This window comes from Mesorhizobium sp. C416B, from assembly GCF_030323165.1.
In the GTDB taxonomy this organism is placed as follows: Bacteria; Pseudomonadota; Alphaproteobacteria; order Rhizobiales; family Rhizobiaceae; genus Mesorhizobium.
Genome location: NZ_CP100471.1, coordinates 6,448,962 through 6,465,279, shown reverse-complemented (window position 1 = coordinate 6,465,279; position 16,318 = coordinate 6,448,962). Strand labels below are relative to the sequence as shown.

13 protein-coding genes are annotated in these 16,318 nt (G+C 63.6%); all 13 read right to left on the bottom strand.

The genetic code is table 11. The features are described from left to right. Positions 1 to 96 precede the first annotated feature (96 nt). Complete coding sequence (locus NLY43_RS31260; RefSeq protein WP_023688223.1) at positions 97 to 1,596, bottom strand: peptidoglycan DD-metalloendopeptidase family protein; 1,500 nt, start codon at positions 1,594 to 1,596, stop codon at positions 97 to 99. Between the two features lie 357 nt (positions 1,597 to 1,953). Beyond that, positions 1,954 to 2,607: a protein-L-isoaspartate(D-aspartate) O-methyltransferase gene (locus tag NLY43_RS31255; protein ID WP_023667683.1), complete on the bottom strand. Its 654-nt coding sequence runs from the start codon at positions 2,605 to 2,607 to the stop codon at positions 1,954 to 1,956. Positions 2,608 to 2,633: 26 nt separating this feature from the next. Continuing rightward, on the bottom strand, positions 2,634 to 3,395 hold the full coding sequence (surE, locus tag NLY43_RS31250; protein ID WP_023710683.1) for a 5'/3'-nucleotidase SurE: 762 nt from the start codon (positions 3,393 to 3,395) through the stop codon (positions 2,634 to 2,636). Then, positions 3,395 to 4,699 carry a serine--tRNA ligase gene (gene serS / locus NLY43_RS31245; protein ID WP_023706002.1) on the bottom strand — a complete coding sequence of 435 codons (1,305 nt, stop codon included), beginning with the start codon at positions 4,697 to 4,699 and terminating at the stop codon, positions 3,395 to 3,397. The genes surE and serS overlap by 1 nt, the downstream gene beginning before the upstream one ends. Positions 4,700 to 4,815: 116 nt before the next feature. Next, the gene (gene tatC / locus NLY43_RS31240) at positions 4,816 to 5,691 is read right to left on the bottom strand and encodes a twin-arginine translocase subunit TatC (protein WP_023667686.1); all 876 of its coding nucleotides are present in this window, start codon (positions 5,689 to 5,691) and stop codon (positions 4,816 to 4,818) included. Further along, the gene (gene tatB, locus NLY43_RS31235) at positions 5,688 to 6,428 is read right to left on the bottom strand and encodes a Sec-independent protein translocase protein TatB (RefSeq protein ID WP_023710684.1); all 741 of its coding nucleotides are present in this window, start codon (positions 6,426 to 6,428) and stop codon (positions 5,688 to 5,690) included. The genes tatC and tatB overlap by 4 nt, the downstream gene beginning before the upstream one ends. An 84-nt stretch (positions 6,429 to 6,512) precedes the next feature. Further along, positions 6,513 to 6,734 carry a twin-arginine translocase TatA/TatE family subunit gene (locus NLY43_RS31230; RefSeq protein WP_023681650.1) on the bottom strand — a complete coding sequence of 74 codons (222 nt, stop codon included), beginning with the start codon at positions 6,732 to 6,734 and terminating at the stop codon, positions 6,513 to 6,515. Positions 6,735 to 6,914: 180 nt separating this feature from the next. Then, positions 6,915 to 7,682: an SMC-Scp complex subunit ScpB gene (scpB, locus tag NLY43_RS31225; protein ID WP_023681651.1), complete on the bottom strand. Its 768-nt coding sequence runs from the start codon at positions 7,680 to 7,682 to the stop codon at positions 6,915 to 6,917. After that, positions 7,679 to 8,479, bottom strand: coding sequence for a segregation and condensation protein A (locus tag NLY43_RS31220; protein ID WP_023667690.1), 801 nt, complete (start codon positions 8,477 to 8,479; stop codon positions 7,679 to 7,681). The genes scpB and NLY43_RS31220 overlap by 4 nt, the downstream gene beginning before the upstream one ends. A 173-nt stretch (positions 8,480 to 8,652) precedes the next feature. Beyond that, entirely contained in the window at positions 8,653 to 9,672 is a 1,020-nt protein-coding gene (nagZ, locus tag NLY43_RS31215) for a beta-N-acetylhexosaminidase (RefSeq protein WP_023710685.1), read from the bottom strand. Between the two features lie 133 nt (positions 9,673 to 9,805). Further along, positions 9,806 to 13,174, bottom strand: coding sequence for an SPOR domain-containing protein (locus tag NLY43_RS31210; protein WP_023710686.1), 3,369 nt, complete (start codon positions 13,172 to 13,174; stop codon positions 9,806 to 9,808). 103 nt (positions 13,175 to 13,277) lie between these two features. Beyond that, positions 13,278 to 15,041: an arginine--tRNA ligase gene (argS, locus tag NLY43_RS31205; protein ID WP_023710687.1), complete on the bottom strand. Its 1,764-nt coding sequence runs from the start codon at positions 15,039 to 15,041 to the stop codon at positions 13,278 to 13,280. A 62-nt stretch (positions 15,042 to 15,103) separates the two neighbouring features. Then, the gene (locus tag NLY43_RS31200; protein ID WP_023710688.1) at positions 15,104 to 16,318 is read right to left on the bottom strand and encodes a deoxyguanosinetriphosphate triphosphohydrolase; all 1,215 of its coding nucleotides are present in this window, start codon (positions 16,316 to 16,318) and stop codon (positions 15,104 to 15,106) included.

The following is a 16,318-nucleotide window of genomic DNA, read 5'->3' as shown; positions in this document are numbered from 1 at the left end:
TTTCCGTCAGGTCACTGAAAAAGCCCGCCCCTTGCGGAGCGGGCTGAGCCGGCGGGCCGGACTGGAGGTCAGACGGCCTGCAAAACGTTTATTGTTCTATTCGAGATAGCCAGAGGGGTCGACCGGGGCCGAGTTCTTGCGCACTTCGAAGTGCAGTTTCGGCGAGTCGGTGGTCCCGCTCATGCCCGACAGCGCGATTTCCTGGCCGCGCTTGACCTTCTGGCCGCGCTGCACCTCGATCGACCTGGCGTGACCATAGACGGTGACCAGCCCGTTTTCGTGGCGCACCAGAACCGTATTGCCGAATTCCTTGAGGCCGTCGCCGGCATAGATGACCACGCCGTTTTCGGCCGCCTTGACCGGCGTCCCCTCAGGCACGGCGATGTCGACACCATCCTTGCCGCCACCAAAATTGGAGATGACGCGGCCACGCACCGGCCAACGCATCTTGCCGATGCCGGTGGCATCGGGCGCAACAGCGTCGTCGTCCTCGGCCTGCTGGATAACCTTGGCGTCCTTCTTCGGCGGCGTGTAGGTGGCGAGCGTCTCCGTCGGCTTTGCCGCCGGTTGGGTGGTCGCAGTCGTCACCGGATCAACTTTGGCCGGCTTGGCGCTGGCGACCGTTGCGGTGCCACCTGCCGGAACCTTCAGCGTCTGGCCGATCTTGAGCAGGCCGTCCTGCATGCCGTTCGCCTGCTTCAGCACCACGACGCCAACGCCGGTCTTCCTGGCGATGGAGGACATGGTGTCGCCTGACTGGACCGTGTAGGTGCCCGCGCCGGCCTTTGGCGCGGCCGAGGCCGTCTGCGCCGGCTTGTCGGTCTTCGGCTTGTTCGCTGCCGAAGCGTCAACCTGCGCGGCGGACTTGCCGTCCTTGAGTTTCGGCTGCTGCGGCAGCACGGCGACCTTTTCCGGCGCCGGCGCCTTGGGGCTGTTTGCCGGCTTGCCGTCGGCAAGTTTCGGCTCTGTCCCCTTGCTTGAATAGGCATAGGCCGGGATGACCAGTTTCTGACCGGTCTTCAGCCCCTTGGTGGCGCTCAAGCCGTTGACCTTCATGATCACGTCGGCGGGCACATGATAGCGATGAGCGATGCCGGAAATGGTCTCGCCGTCGCTGACCACGATCTCGGTCGCATGCGGCGTACCAGCCGCAACTGGTTTCGGATCGGAGTCACCGGCATTCTTGAACGGCCTCGCCGGCTGGACGGTGCCGGTAGTCGTTCTGTCGACATGCGGTGCCGGTGCAAGCGCCGGCGCGGAAGCGGTACGCATCGGAGCAGCTTTGGGCGCGCTCGGCGGCGGCAGCTGCTGGACGGTGACCGGCTCCAGGCTGGAGCGGCTGACCGACTGGTTATGGCTGCCATCGACAGGTGCCGCAGCGATCGGCTCGGCCGCCACATCGCCCGGATAGGGCTGAGCGGTGCTCTGCTTGTCGATGATGGCGCGCTGATTGTTGGTCGAGGAGGTGAAGACGTCGTCGACACCATTGAACCGCGAGACTTGGGAGCTACACCCCGCCGCCACTCCGGCTAGCATGAGGACAGCGCAGCCCCGCGACAGAGTACGCCCGTTTGCCTTCAAAACACTGAATTGCATCGCACTAACCCGCACAGAACCGGTACACACTGGTCATGATTAAAGCGCGTTAATGTTACTGGCGGGTTAACCCCATAGAATCAGACGCAAATTTTCTTAAAACATTTTGTAAGGCGCCTTCACCAACGTCGTCATCCCTGGGCGAAGCAGGCGCGAAGCGCCGTCGCGGAGACCCTGGGATCCATTCCGTGACATTGGCCGAAGAATGCAGCAGAGCAGAATTCTGCGCCGTAGCAACGCCTTGATGGCGCGGCATGGGTCCTCGGGTCTGCGCTGCGTCGCTACGCTCCTTGCTTCGCCCGTGGATGACGAAACGATCGGCTTCGGCTTACCTTCGAAGCGCGTGACAGGCAGAATTCAGATAACCGCCGCGACGCTGCGCAGGATCGGCTGCAGGCGCACGGTGCCGATATCCTCGCGCTCGAAGCGGCTGCCGACCTTGGTCAGCTTGGCCAGCACCTGCTCGCCCTCCTCCGGCCCGATCGGGGCAATGACGATGCCGCCGCTCGACAATTGGTCGAGCAGGAAGCGCGGCAGGCTGTCGAAAGCCGCCCAGGCTACGATGCGGTCGAACGGCGCTTCATTGGCAAGCCCGTTGGAACCGTCGGCCTGGCGCACGATGACATTGCCGATGCCGAGCGCCTCGAAGCGTTGCCTGGCCTGCTCGGCCAGCGTTTTGTAGCGGTCGACGCTGACGATGCGCGCCGCGAGCCGCGACATCACCGCTGCCGTGTAGCCCGAGCCGGTGCCGATCTCCAGCACCCGGTTGCCGGGCTCTATTGCCAGGGCCGCAATCACCGCCGCCTGCAGATCGGCGCCCTCGATCGCCTCGCCGCATTCGATCGGCAGCATCCCGTCCGACCAGGCGATGGAATGGAACTGGCCGTTGAGGAAGCCGCGCCGCGGCGTCGCCTCGAAGGCTGCGATCAGCGCCTTCGGCACCGCGCCTTGGCCGCGCAGGCGCAGCAGGAAAGCGGCAAAACCCTCGCGATCGTCGAGCGGCAAGTTCATGCCAGAACCTTCTTCATGCGAACACCTTATTCAGACAGCGCCTTGGTCAGTTGGTCACGGATTTCATGCGCGGTGAGGTCGAGCTGCAGCGGCGTCACAGACACGAGCCGGTTGCGCAGAGCATGGAGATCGGTGCCCTGCTTGCCCTCGACCGGCTCGCGGCCGAAGCGCAGCCAGTAATAAGGCAGGCCGCGCCCGTCGCGGCGCTCGTCGACCCAAAGGCTGTGCACCAGCTTGCCCTGCGACGTCACGACGGTGCCGGCAACCTCGTCAGGGAGGCAGTTGGGAAAGTTGACGTTGAGCAGCACGCCGTCCGGCAGCGGCATGGCGACGAGCTTTTTCAGCAACGCCGGCGCCAGCGCCTCGGTGGTCTCATAGGGAACGACGCGGTCCTCGCCGACATAGGAATAACCCTGGCTGAGTGCGATCGAGCGGATGCCGAGCAGCGCGCCTTCCATGGCGCCGGCGACGGTGCCGGAATAGGTGACGTCGTCAGCGATGTTGGCGCCGGAATTGACACCGGACAGGATCAGGTCCGGCGCGCCAGGCAGGATCTTCTTGACGCCCATGATGACGCAGTCGGTCGGCGTGCCGCGCACGGCGTAGTGTTTCTCGCCGATCTTGCGCAGCCGGAGCGGCTCCGAGATCGACAGCGAGTGCGCGTAGCCGGACTGGTCCTGCTCCGGCGCCACGACCCAGACATCGTCCGACAGCGTGCGGGCGATGCGTTCGAGCGACGCCAGGCCCTCGGCATGAATGCCGTCATCATTGGTCAGAAGGATGCGCATTACTTCGATTCGATCTTCGCCAGACCGCCCATATAAGGCCGCAGCACTTCAGGAATGGTTACGCTGCCATCCTCATTCTGGTAGTTTTCGATGACGGCAATCAGCGCACGGCCGACAGCGGTGCCCGAACCGTTCAGCGTGTGCACAAAGCGGTTGCCGTTGCCGTCCCTGTCCTTGTAGCGGGCATCCATGCGCCTGGCCTGGAAGTCGCCGCAGACCGAGCAGGACGAGATCTCGCGATAGGCGTTCTGTCCAGGCAGCCAGACCTCGATGTCGTAGGTCTTGCGCGCGCCAAACCCCATGTCGCCCGTGCACAGGACCATGGTGCGGAACGGCAGCTCCAGTCGCTTCAGCACCTCTTCGGCGCACTGCGTCATCCGCTCGTGCTCGGCGAGCGAAGACTCCTGGTCGGTGACCGAGACCAGCTCGACCTTGTAGAACTGGTGCTGGCGCAACATGCCGCGCGTGTCGCGGCCGGCGGAGCCCGCTTCCGAGCGGAAGCACGGCGTCAGCGCCGTATAGCGCAGCGGCAGCTTTTCATGGGCCGTGATTTCTTCGCGCACCAGGTTGGTGAGCGGGACCTCGGCGGTTGGAATCAACCCGAGCCGGCCATCGCCATGCTGCACGAAGAACAGGTCGTCCTCGAATTTCGGCAGCTGGTTGGTCCCGAAAAGCACTTCGTCGCGCACCATCAGTGGCGGGATGACTTCTTCATAGCCATGCTCGGTCGTGTGCAGATCGAGCATGAACTGGCCGATGGCGCGCTCCATCCGCGCCAGCCCGCTCTTCAGCACGGTGAAGCGTGATCCCGACAGCTTTGCCGCCCGCTCGAAATCCATCATGCCGAGCGCTTCGCCGATCTCGAAATGCTCCTTCACCCAGTTCGGCCGAGTCGGCACCTCGCCGACGATATGCTTGACGACATTGTCGTGCTCGTCCTTGCCGACCGGCACGTCGTCGAGCGGCACATTCGGCAGCACCGCCAGCGCATCGTTCAGCGTCTTGTCGAGCTCGCGCTCGCGCGCCTCGCCATTCTGGATGAAGGTCTTGATATCGCCGACTTCGGCCTTGAGCTTTTCGGCAAGTGCCGTGTCGCCCGAACGCATGGCGTTGCCGATCTCCTTCGAGGCGGCGTTGCGGCGTTCCTGCTTGGTCTGCAGCTCGGTGACGTGCTCGCGCCGCGCTTCGTCCTTCTTGATCAGCTCATCGACCGTGGACTGCGCCTCGTCAGCCGACCACGAGCGCTTGGCCAGCGCCTCGACAAGGGCCTTCGGGTTGTCGCGAATCCATTTGATATCAAGCATGGTTGGTTCGTCCTCAGAATAAGGCTGAGGGGGTAAACCGCATCCTTCATCGATGCAAGATGAGGGTCAGCGGCTGTCGCGTTTTTCCGCTAACGCGGATACCCGAACGCGACAGCCTATGAACGAGCCTGCTTTGAGGACGCGTCCGCCGCCTTTTCGGCCACGGCTTCGGCGGCTTCCTGCTTCTCGCGCGCCAGCTTCTGCTTGACCTGATCGCGCTCGATCAGCCGGGCCGCCCAGATCGACACCTCGTAGAGCAGGATGGTCGGGATGGCCAAACCGATCTGGCTCATCGGATCAGGCGGCGTCAGCACCGCCGCGACGACGAAGGCGATGACGATCGCCCATTTGCGCTTCTCGGCCAGCGCCTTCGACGACAGCATGCCGACGCGCGTCATCAGGCTGGTCACCACCGGCAGCTGGAACACCAGGCCGAAGGAGAAGATCAGCGTCATGATCAGGCTGAGATATTCCGACACTTTCGGCAGCAGCGAAATCTGCACCTGGTCGTCGGTGCCGGCCTGCTGCATGGCGAGGAAGAACCACATCACCATCGGCGTGAAGAAGAAATAGACCAGCGACGCTCCCATCAGGAACAGGATCGGCGATGCGATAAGGAACGGCAGGAACGCGTTGCGTTCGTTCTTGTAGAGGCCTGGCGCGATGAATTTGTAGATCTGCGTGGCGATCAGCGGAAAGGCGATGACCATGCCGCCGAACATGGCGAGCTTGACCTGGGTGAAGAAGAATTCCTGCGGCGCCGTATAGATCAGCTCGACCTTGTGCGGATCGAGCCCGGCCCACTGCGTGGCCCACTTGAACGGAACGACCAAAAGATTGAACAGCTTCTTGGCAAAGAAGAAGCAGACGAGGAAGGCGACGAAGAAACCGCCGATCGACCAGATCAGCCGCCGGCGCAGTTCGATCAGATGCTCCATCAGCGGAGCCGACGACTTCTCGATCTCGTCCTTTTCGCTGTCCGTAATGCTCACTTGGCGGCCCCCGCCGTCTTCTTGGACGCGGGCTTCGTGGCCGGCGCAGGCTTCGGCTCAGCCTTTGCGACTGCCTTCGGTGCAGCAGCGGGCTTGGTGGCGGCTTTTCCAGGTGCAGCCTTGGCGGGCGCCGCTGACGGCTTGGCCGCAACCTTCGCCGCAGGCGCCGGCTTTGCCGGTGCTGCCTTGGCTGCCGCTGTTTTGGTTGCCGGGGCCTTTGATATCGCAGCCCCCTTGGCGCGCGCGTTTCGTGGCGCTGCTGTTGCTGCAGCCGGTGTCACCACCGCCTCGTCGGTCATCGCCGGAAGGATCAGCGCCGCCGGCGCTGTTTCCGGTCCGTTGACACCCGGCATCACCGTCGCGCCGTTCTTGAGCGGCTCGGCCGCCTGTGGTGTTTCTGCCGCGGGCGTTGCGGGATCGACGGCGGGCTTCGGCTTCATCACCGCATCGACGCCGGAGCGAACCTCTGCTGCCGCCTGTTCGAACGGATTGAGCTGCTTGCGGATCTCGGCCGCCGGATTGAGGCCGCGCAGCGTATCGACCGACTTCTTGACGTCGTCGAGCTCGGCTTCCTTCAGCGCCTCGTTGAACTGCTTCTGGAAGTCGGAGGCCATGGCACGCAGCTTCGCCGTCGTGCGGCCGAAGGTGCGCAGCATATTGGGCAAATCCTTGGGTCCGACGACCACGATCATGACGATCGCGATCACCAGCATTTCGGTCCAGCCGACTTCAAACATGGCAATCAGTTCCGACTAGTGCTTGTCGCCCAAAAGTGCGAAGCGGTTTGGGGCAACGACTTGCAAAAGCAACAAACCTTCGGCTCAGCTCTTGCTGGCCTTTTCCTTCACTGCCGAAACGGTCTCGTCCGGGCGGTGCTCGACGGTGCGCTTGTCTTCGGCGGTATCGTCGTCGGCCATGCCCTTCTTGAAGCTCTTGATGCCCTTGGCCATGTCGCCCATCAGCTCGGGTATCTTGCCGCGGCCGAACACCAGCAGCACGATCACCAGCACGATCATCCAGTGCCAAATCGAAAATGAACCCATTGTAACTCTCTCTCGAATGTTTTCCCTGGCGATGATCTATGCGTTTTCGCGTTGGGATTCAAACACAACAGCGACAAAGTTTATGAAGGCGTGGCTTATGTCACGCATTTTCGGCAAAGCTGCCCGCTACCAATCGGCGCATCTACCGCAGCAATGCAGCTTTTTGACAGCGGCTTGCGGTCAATCTTCCGTGACGCGCGGCGTCAGCAGGCCGAGTTCCTCGAGATCGATGTCGGTCAACGCATCCTCGTCCTCGGTCAGCGCGTCCGGATCGGCCGGCGGCAACGGGATGGCGAAATTCGACGGCATGCGGCCGGAGAGCAGCCCTGCCCCCTTCAGTTCGTCCATCCCGGGAAGATCGCGGATCTCCTCCAGTGCGAAATGGTCGAGGAAAGTGTCTGTCGTGCCGTAGGTGACGGGACGGCCGGGCGTGCGGCGGCGGCCGCGCATGCGCACCCATTCCGTTTCGAGCAGCGTATCCAGCGTGCCCTTCGAGGTCTCGACGCCTCTGATGTCCTCGATCTCGGCGCGCGTCACCGGCTGGTGGTAGGCGATGATCGCCAGCACTTCGAGCGCCGCGCGCGACAGCTTGCGCTGCTGCACCGTATCGCGGCTCATCAGGAAGGCGAGATCGCCGGCGGTACGGAAAGCCCAGGCATCGCCGACCCGGACCAGATTGACGCCGCGCCGCGCATAGATCTGCTGCAGCTCAGCCATGGCAGCGGCAATGCTGATGCCGTCGGGCAATCTGGCTGCGAGCTGCTTTTCGCTGACCGGCTCGGCGCTGGCGAACACGATCGCCTCGGCCATGCGTATGGCTTCGGCCATGTGCAGCCGTTCGCCAGGATTCAGAAGCAGGGTATCAGTCGGGTCCTGGGCGATAATGCCCTCCTCGGTCTCTTCTTCAACCATGAACGGAATGACCGAAGCGTTGGCGCGTTCGCTCATGATGCCACCTCGACTGCCTTGATTGGCTGCGCTCGGCCGCGCAGATAGAGCGGCGCGAACACCTGGTCCTGCCGCATCTCGATGCTGCCTTCGCGCACCAGTTCCAGCGACGCCGCAAACGAGCTGGCAATCGCGGTACGCCGTTCGTCCGGGCTGGTCAGGTAATTGATCAGATAGCTGTCCAGCGCCGTCCAGTCGCGCAGCGAGCCGATCAGCCGGGTCAGGATATCGCGCGCATCCTTGAGCGACCACACGCCACGCCGGGCAATTGTCACATTGGTGATCGCCTGTTTCTGGCGCTGCTGCGCATAGGCGGTGAGCAAATCGTAGAGCGAGGCCGAATAGGCGTTACGCTTCTCGACGATGACCATTTCAGGCATGCCGCGTGCAAACACGTCGCGGCCGAGCCGGTTGCGGTTGACCAGCCTTGCCGAGGCGTCGCGCATGGCCTCCAGACGCTTCAGCCGGAACTGCAGCACCGCGGCCAGTTCCTCGCCGCTTTCGCCTTCTTCGCCGGGCTGCTTGGGGATGAGGAGCTTCGACTTCAGGAAGGCCAGCCACGCCGCCATCACCAGGTAGTCGGCGGCAAGCTCAAGCCTTAGCGCCCTCGCCGTCTCGACGAAGGTCAGATACTGCTCGACCAGCGCCAAGATGGAAATCCGCGACAGATCGACCTTTTGGTTGCGGGCGAGATGCAGCAAGAGGTCGAGCGGACCTTCGAACCCGGCGACGTCGACGACAAGCGACGGGTCGCCGGTGACCCGTGAATCGTCGTTCTCGGCCCACAGACGGTCCATCGGTGCGGCCTTCGCAGCCTTGCTGTCCAATGTCTCCGCCACTTGTTCCTTTACCTCTGGTTAGAGCACGATGCCGAAAGTGTGAAGCGGTTTTCGGACGACATCATGCTCTCTCTATCTAATTTAGAGACGGATTCAGATTTCAGGTCGAACAGACCTGAAATCATCCGTCTCTAGGCCACCGCATCGAAATAGGTGGCAAACTCGGCGCGTATCTCGGTTTCGTCGGCCCGGTCGCGATCCCTTATATAGGTCAGCGCCCGCTTGGCGCGCTCCAGCGACGTCCCTTCAAGTCCCGTGGTTCGCGATGCGATGCCTGCCATCTCCTCGAAAACGCCATTGCAGTGAAGGACCAGATCGCAGCCCGCCGCAAGGATCGAGGCCGCCTTTGTCGGGAAATCCCCAGAAAGCGCCTTCATCGAGGTGTCGTCGCTCATCAACAGCCCGTCGAAGCCGATCTCGCGGCGGATGATCTCGTCGATGACCTTGCCTGAGGTGGTCGCTGGGTTGTTCGGATCGATGGCGCTGTAGACGACATGCGCCGTCATCGCCATCGGCAGATGGCTAAGCTCGCGGAAAGGGGCGAAATCATGCCGCTGCAGGTCGCTCAGCGAGGCGTCGACCACAGGCAGCTCGAAATGCGTGTCGGCGAAGGCGCGTCCATGGCCCGGAATATGCTTCATGACCGGCAACACGCCGCCGGACATCAGCCCTTCCGCGGCGGCGCGGCCAAGTTCGATGACCGGGCGCGGCTCCTTGCCATAGGCGCGCGCGCCGATGACGTCGCTGGCGCCCTCGATCGGCACGTCCAGCACCGGCAGGCAATCGGCCGAGATACCGAAGCGCAACAGGTCGAAGGCATGCAGCCGCGCCATCAGCCAGGCAGCGCGGGTGCCGGCATCATGGTCCTTGCGCCACAATGCACCGAGCGCGCCGCCGGCGGGATAGTTCGGCGCCAGCGGGGGCCGCAGGCGCTGCACCCGGCCACCTTCCTGGTCGATGAACACCAGCGCATCGGGGCGCCCGATACAGTCGCGCATTTCGGCGACCAGATCGCGGATCTGCTCGGTTTCGCCGATGTTGCGCGCAAACAGGATGAAGCCCCACGGGCATTCATTGCGATAGAAACGGATTTCTTCGCGGGTCAGCGATTTCCCGGCACAGCCGAGGATCATGGATTTTGATTCGGTCATTCCACCAGTTTAGGGCTTCGCGCCGGCAAAGGGAATCTCCCCGGACGGCAAGCGCCTCAACCTCTCGCCCATCCACATGAAAAAGCCGGCGCGACCGTTGGGAACGCACCGGCTCTGATAATTGGATCCGGCCTTACCGAGACACGAAGCAGTTGCCGCCGGCAGCCTTGTAGCTGGTGCACAGATTGATCGCATCGTTGCGCGATTGCGCAGGCACCCGGACACGGTAGAAGGTGCCCTTGCCGGCGATCTCCGCCTTGACGATGTTGGCGGTGCGACCGGCGAGCACATTTCCATAGCGGCGCTGCAGGTCGGCGTAGTTGGCCTGGGCGCTTTCGACCGTCGGCTGCGAAGCGATCTGCATCGACCACGAACCGCCCGATGTCGAAGCCGTCGCCGGGATGGAGGCAACCTGGTCGGGCTTGACCTCGCCGACCACGTCGACCGGCTGGTCGGACGGGCGCTGCGGCGCTACGGCAACCGTCTGCGGCGTGTTGGCGGACTGGGTCTCAGCCTTCGGCGTGGCCGCCGGCTTCACCGGCTTGACCGGCTTGGCGGTCTCGGCACTTGCCTGGTCGCTATTTGCCTGATCGGCAGGCGCCACGGTGCCGGTCTGCTCGGCATCGGCCGAAGGGGCGACGTGCTGCGGCGCCGGGTCAAGCGGCTCAGTCGCCGCAACCTGTGGCGCGGCCGGCGTCGAGTCCTCGCGGGCCACCAACGAGCCGTCGGGCTTGACCACCATGGTCCGCACCTTGCGCGGGGCAACGGCGACCGTATCGGGGTTCTTGTCGGCTTCCTGCAGCACCTGAGCGATGCGGTCCTCGGACTTTGGCGCCGGCGCGACAGCCGCGTCGGGGTTGACGGCAGCTTCGGGGTTGCCGGCAGCGTCGGGGCCTGGGGCAGCGTCGGTATCGTCGGGCGACAGATCGACGACGCGGCTTTCAGGCTCCTGCGCCTTCACATCGACCGGCTCTTCGGTGTTGGTGACCAGCTTCTCCTGAACCGGCTCGGCCGGCTTGGTGCCCTTGGCGACCGCATCATAAACCTTGTTGTCCTGGTTCGGCACCACGGCGCCGCCCGGATTTTCGGGCTTGACCTTGATCGGCCTGTTGTCGGCTTTGACAATGACCGGCGCATCGCTGCCGCCCTTTCCGCCGAACGACAAGGCGAAGGCGCCAAGGCCGCCGGCAATCGCAACCGCAGCAACGACCCCCGCGACCAGCAGGCCGCTCCTGCGCGGCCGTGCGGCTTCCTGCTCGGCGAGGCCCGGCACCGCCATTGCCTCGTCCAGATCCGGATCGTAGTCGAGTTCGTCGACCGCGAAATCGTCGGCCTGCGAAACCGGCTGGCTGCCGGGCAGATCGTCCATGTCGAAGCCGCCGGCGGCATCGGCGTGGTGAGCTTGCGTGGCTGCAAGCACTTCGGCTGGCCGCGCCGCATAGGCGCGCTGGTCGAGCTCGTGGCCCGAACTGAAGCCGGAACTGTAGGAATCGTCATCATAGCCGGCACTGCGTGCGGCAGTGGGCGGCGCCACTTCCACCGCGTTCATCTCGTTGAGCATGCCGGCGAATTCGGCGTCGATGTCGTCATAGGCGGCCGGCTCGTCTTGCTCGAAGCTGAGTTCTGGAATGTCGAGGTCGTCGGCAATCGCCACCACACGCTCCGGCACATCGACCGTCTCGACATCCGGCATCTCGTCATAGGCCTGAGGCGGCGCCTGGCGCGATGGCGTCGGCGCCGCATAGGCAGCAGCTGCAACCGGCTGGTCGCGATAGCTTGGCGCTGCCGCCGGCGGCATGGACGGCTTTTCTGCAAAAGAAGCTTGCGGCTGCGCTGCAAAGGAAGGCTGGGCCGGGGTGGGAGTCACGCGGCTCCACGAACGCGCCGGCTCCGGCGGCGTCGAGCGCCAATCGCCAGCGACCGGTGCTGCCGTATCGTCATGACCGAGATCGATGCCGTTGGCCAGCGCCGCGTCGAAGGCGTGATCATCGAACTCGATCTCGGGCACATGGCCTTCAAGTTCGCCGGCAAGCAGATCGTCGAAATCGGCATCGTCCGCCTGGGCCTCCTGAGGAGCAGGCGCGTGTTCGTCTAGGTCCCAGTCGAGATTATCGACCGGAGCGACCGGCGTCGCGACGGACCGCTGCACCGGGGCAACCGGCTCATAAGTCCTGGTGGGCTCGATGGCGGCAGCCCTGGTGGGCTCGGTGACCACCGGAATCGGGGCGACTGGCGCCGGGCGTGGTGTGGTCATGGCGCCAAGCAGCGCGTTGAGTTCATCTTCCAACGTCCGTTCGTCAGCTACCGGAGCGGCCGGGGTCGCCATATTGGTAGGCGCCACATAGGCTGGTGCGACCGGAGTTGGCTGAACCGGAGCGGGTGCGGTCTCGGCCACCGGCTCGTGATCGGCAAGCGCATCATCGATGCTCAGATCGAAATCGTCGAATGCTTCGTGCGCAGTCTCATGAGAGGGGCTGGCCTCCACGGTCCAGGCCGGCGTCTCGTCCACTTCCGGCGCATCCATCTCAACCGGCGCGCTGACCTGCAGATCGCTGACATCCAGATCGCGCTCTTCCGGATCCTCGGCCTCAACAGGCTGAGCCTCGAAAGCCTGAGGCTCGAAATGCTCGGCTGCAAAGTCCATGTCGACATCGGCCATCGCGTCATCGAAATGAACCGCAAAATCCTCGTCGGCAACAGCCTGGTCGGCGGCGCCGACGGCGTCGAAGGTATGGATCGGCGCCTCGGCTACTGGCGCGGCATACTGGTCCTGCGCCGGCGCAGGACCGTCCAGCGTCAGCTCGTCTTCCAGCGACATCGAGACGGCATTGTCGAAATCATCGTCGAACGCGACATCGTCGGCAGGCGCAGCAGCAACCTGGGCGACATCTGCGGCATGGGCGACGGTCGCATCGTCATCGAGCAGCAACCCCTGCTCGAGCGAAGCGGCAAGGTCGTGATCCATCGGCAGGTCGTCTTCGAGCGGCGATACGTTTTCCAGTGAACTGGCCACGGCATTGTCGAAATCATCGTCGAATGCAGCTTCGTCAAATGCGGGCTCGGCAAACCAAGGTCCGGCAAACGAGGGTTCAACGGGAGCAGCCGCAGCCCGCGGGGCAGCGCCGAAATCCAGATCGGCGGCATCGTCGAAGACGAAATCATATTCCAGCGAAGCAGCCAGCGCATCGTCCATCGCGGCATCGGTGGTTTCCGGCTCGCGAATCTCGGCAGCAGGTTCGTAGGGCTCAGCGGCAGGCTGGTGAACCTCGGGAGCTGGCTGGCTGGCCTCCATGGAACCGACTTCATCGCCGAATTCGCCCATCAACTCCTTCTCGAGGTCGATGTCGAAATCGCCCTCGTCTGCAGCCGTCTCGACGGCTGGCGCCTGCGGCTTGACCGGCTGGCGCGGATCGAAACCCATGATCCTGGTCAGTTCAGCGAACGGATCATCTTCGGCGATGTCGTTGTTGTCGGCTACTCTCAGCTGGGTTCTGTCTGCCATTATTGTTCCCGAACTCGCACTCATTCGGACGCCATGGACGTCGCGTAGGGTTGGCCCTTACCAGCGCAATGTGGGCAAATGGTGACAGGTGTTTTAGTTAAACCTAACGCATCTCAGTGGGCGCATCAGCCCCAATCAGCGTCAGGCCGGAGGTCAAAACATCCGAAACAGCCTGCACCAGCCCTAGTCTGGCATGAGTCAATTGTCGGTCGTTAACCTTAACAAAACGTAAGTCGCGATTCTCGGTGCCCCGATTCCAGTGTCCATGGAAGGCGTGAGCCAGATCGTAGAGGTAGAATGCCAGCCGGTGCGGCTCCAGCGCAAGGGCCGCGGATTCGATCAGCCTTGGATATTCAGCCAGCTTCCGGATCAGGCCGATCTCGCCCTCGTCGGTGAGCGACGCCGAGGCCGCGGCCAGGCTGTTGCGGTCGAAATTGGCCTCGCCCAGTTGCTCGCTCGCCTGCCGGAACACCGAATGACAGCGCGCCGAAGCGTACTGCACGTAGAACACGGGATTGTCCTTGGACTGTTCGGTGACCTTGGCGAAATCGAAGTCGAGCGGCGCGTCGCTCTTGCGGTAGAGCATCATGAAGCGGATCGCATCGCGGCCCACCTCCTCCACCGCTTCGCGCAAGGTCACGAAGTCGCCCGACCGCTTCGACATCCGAACCGGTTCGCCATCGCGAAACAGCTTCACCAGATTGCACAGCAGCACCGTGAGTTGCAGCTTCAGATCATCGCCTGCAATCGCCCGCGCCAGCGCTTCCAGCCGCTTGACGTAGCCGCCATGGTCGGCGCCCAGCACATAGATCAGGCCGACGAAACCGCGGTCGACCTTGTCCTTGAGATAGGCGACGTCGGCGGCGAAATAGGTGAACGAGCCGTCGGACTTGACCAGCGCCCGGTCCATGTCGTCGCCGACCGCCGTCGAGCGAAACAGCGTCTGCTCGCGGTCTTCCCAGTCGTCCGGCTTCTCGCCCTTGGGCGGCGGTAGCTTGCCCTTGTAGATATGGCCTTTCAGCGTCAGATCGTTGATCGCCGAGCGAATTTTTTTGGCATTGTCGGCATGCAGCGTGCGCTCGGAGAAGAAAACGTCGTGATGCACATTGAGCAACGCCAGATCCTCGCGGATCATCACCATCATGGCGTCGATCGTGCGGTCCTTGACGATTGCCAGCGACTCATCGTCGGGCATCTGCAAGAGCTTGCGGCCATATTCGGCAGCCAGCGCCTGACCGACCGGCACAAGGTAATCGCCGGGATAGAGGCCGGCCGGTATCTCGCCAATGTCGTCGCCCAGCGCTTCGCGGTAGCGCAGGAAGGCCGAACGCCCGAGCACGTCGATCTGCGCGCCGGCGTCGTTGATGATGTATTCCTTGGTGACGTCATAGCCGGCGAAGGCCATCAGATTGGCGAGCGTGTCGCCGACAACCGCGCCCCGGCAATGGCCGACATGCATCGGCCCGGTCGGATTGGCCGAGACATATTCGACATTACTCTTCTTGCCGCCACCAATGGTCGAGCGGCCGTAGTTTTGCCCCTCGCCGAGCACCGCGGTCAGATGTGCCTGCCAGAAAGCGTCCTTGAGCCGGAGATTGACGAAGCCGGGACCGGCGACGTCGGCTTCGGCAACATCGGCGTCGCTGCGCAGCACTTCCACCAGCCGCTCGGCCAGCGCCCGCGGGTTGTGCCCTGTCGGCTTGGCCAGTACCATCGCCGCATTGGTGGCGAGATCGCCATGGCTGGCGTCGCGCGGCGGCTCGACGGCGATGCGCGACAGGTCGGGCGAAACGCCATCACTGTCTTTCAAATCAAGCGCTTCGACGGCTTTTGTGATTCGCGCGCTGAAATCGGCGAAGATGTTCATGGGTCTTGCTCTGGCGGACTGTGCAGGGGAACCGGCTCATTGGCCGGCAAATCGCGCCCGCCCTAGCTTAAATCGGGCGTATGGTCAAACAGACGGCGGTGTTCCTTCAAGGCGTAGGTATCCGTCATCCCCGCCAGGAAATCGGCGACGCTGCGCGCCTTGATGCGGTCCTCCGCCCGGTCGAGCCCCTCCCGCCAGCCGTCCGGCATGGCGCGCGGATCGGCGAAATAGACATCGAACAGGTCGCGCACGATCTGCTCGGCCTCAATGCGAACGCGCATCACCTCGTCATGCCGGTAGAGATGCTTGTAAAGAAAGGTCTTCAAATCCTTCTCGGTCGCCGCCATGTCTGCGGAAAAGGTCACCATCGTCTCGCCCGCCGCCCGCACCGCTTCGGCGCTGTCAGGCTTGATGCGCTCCAGATTGGCGGTGGTGGAAACAATGACGTCCTCGACCATCATCGTGATCTGCCGGCGCATCAGCTCATGGCCGGTGCGCACATCGTCCAGGCCCGGATAGCGCGCGCGCACGCTTGCCAGGATCGATCCCGGCAGCGCCACCGTTTCCAGCATGTCCAAGGTCAGGAAGCCGGAGCGCAGGCCGTCGTCGATGTCATGGGTGTTGTAGGCGATATCGTCGGCGATCGCAGCACATTGCGCCTCGATGCCGGCGAAATGGTCGAGTTCGAGGTCGTGCAACTCGGAATAGTCGCGGATCGCCTGCGGCACCGGGCCTTTGAGCCCTTTTCCCTTGGCGTCGGTCAGCGGGCCATTGTGCTTCACCAGGCCTTCCAGCGTTTCCCAGGTCAGGTTCAGCCCGTCGAACTCGGCATAGCGCCGCTCCAGCCGCGTCACCACGCGCAGCGACTGCGCATTGTGGTCGAAGCCGCCCCATTGGGCCATCCGCTCGTTCAGCGCGTCCTCGCCGGTATGGCCGAACGGCGTGTGACCGAAATCGTGCACCAAGGCGACCGCCTCGGCCAGATCCTCGTCGCCGCGCAGCGCTCGCGCCAGAGCCCGCGCAATCTGCGCCACCTCGATCGAATGCGTCAGCCGGGTGCGGTAGTGATCTCCTTCATGGGCGACGAACACCTGCGTCTTGTGCTTCAGGCGGCGGAAGGCAGTCGAATGAATGATACGGTCACGGTCGCGCTGGAATGGCGTGCGAGTCGGGCTCTCGACCTCGTCATAGAGCCGCCCGCGCGACTTGGCTGGGTCGCTGGCATAGGCCGCGCGCGGCCGATAGCCGAACCCAATGTCGCCAAGCTCATTTGTCAT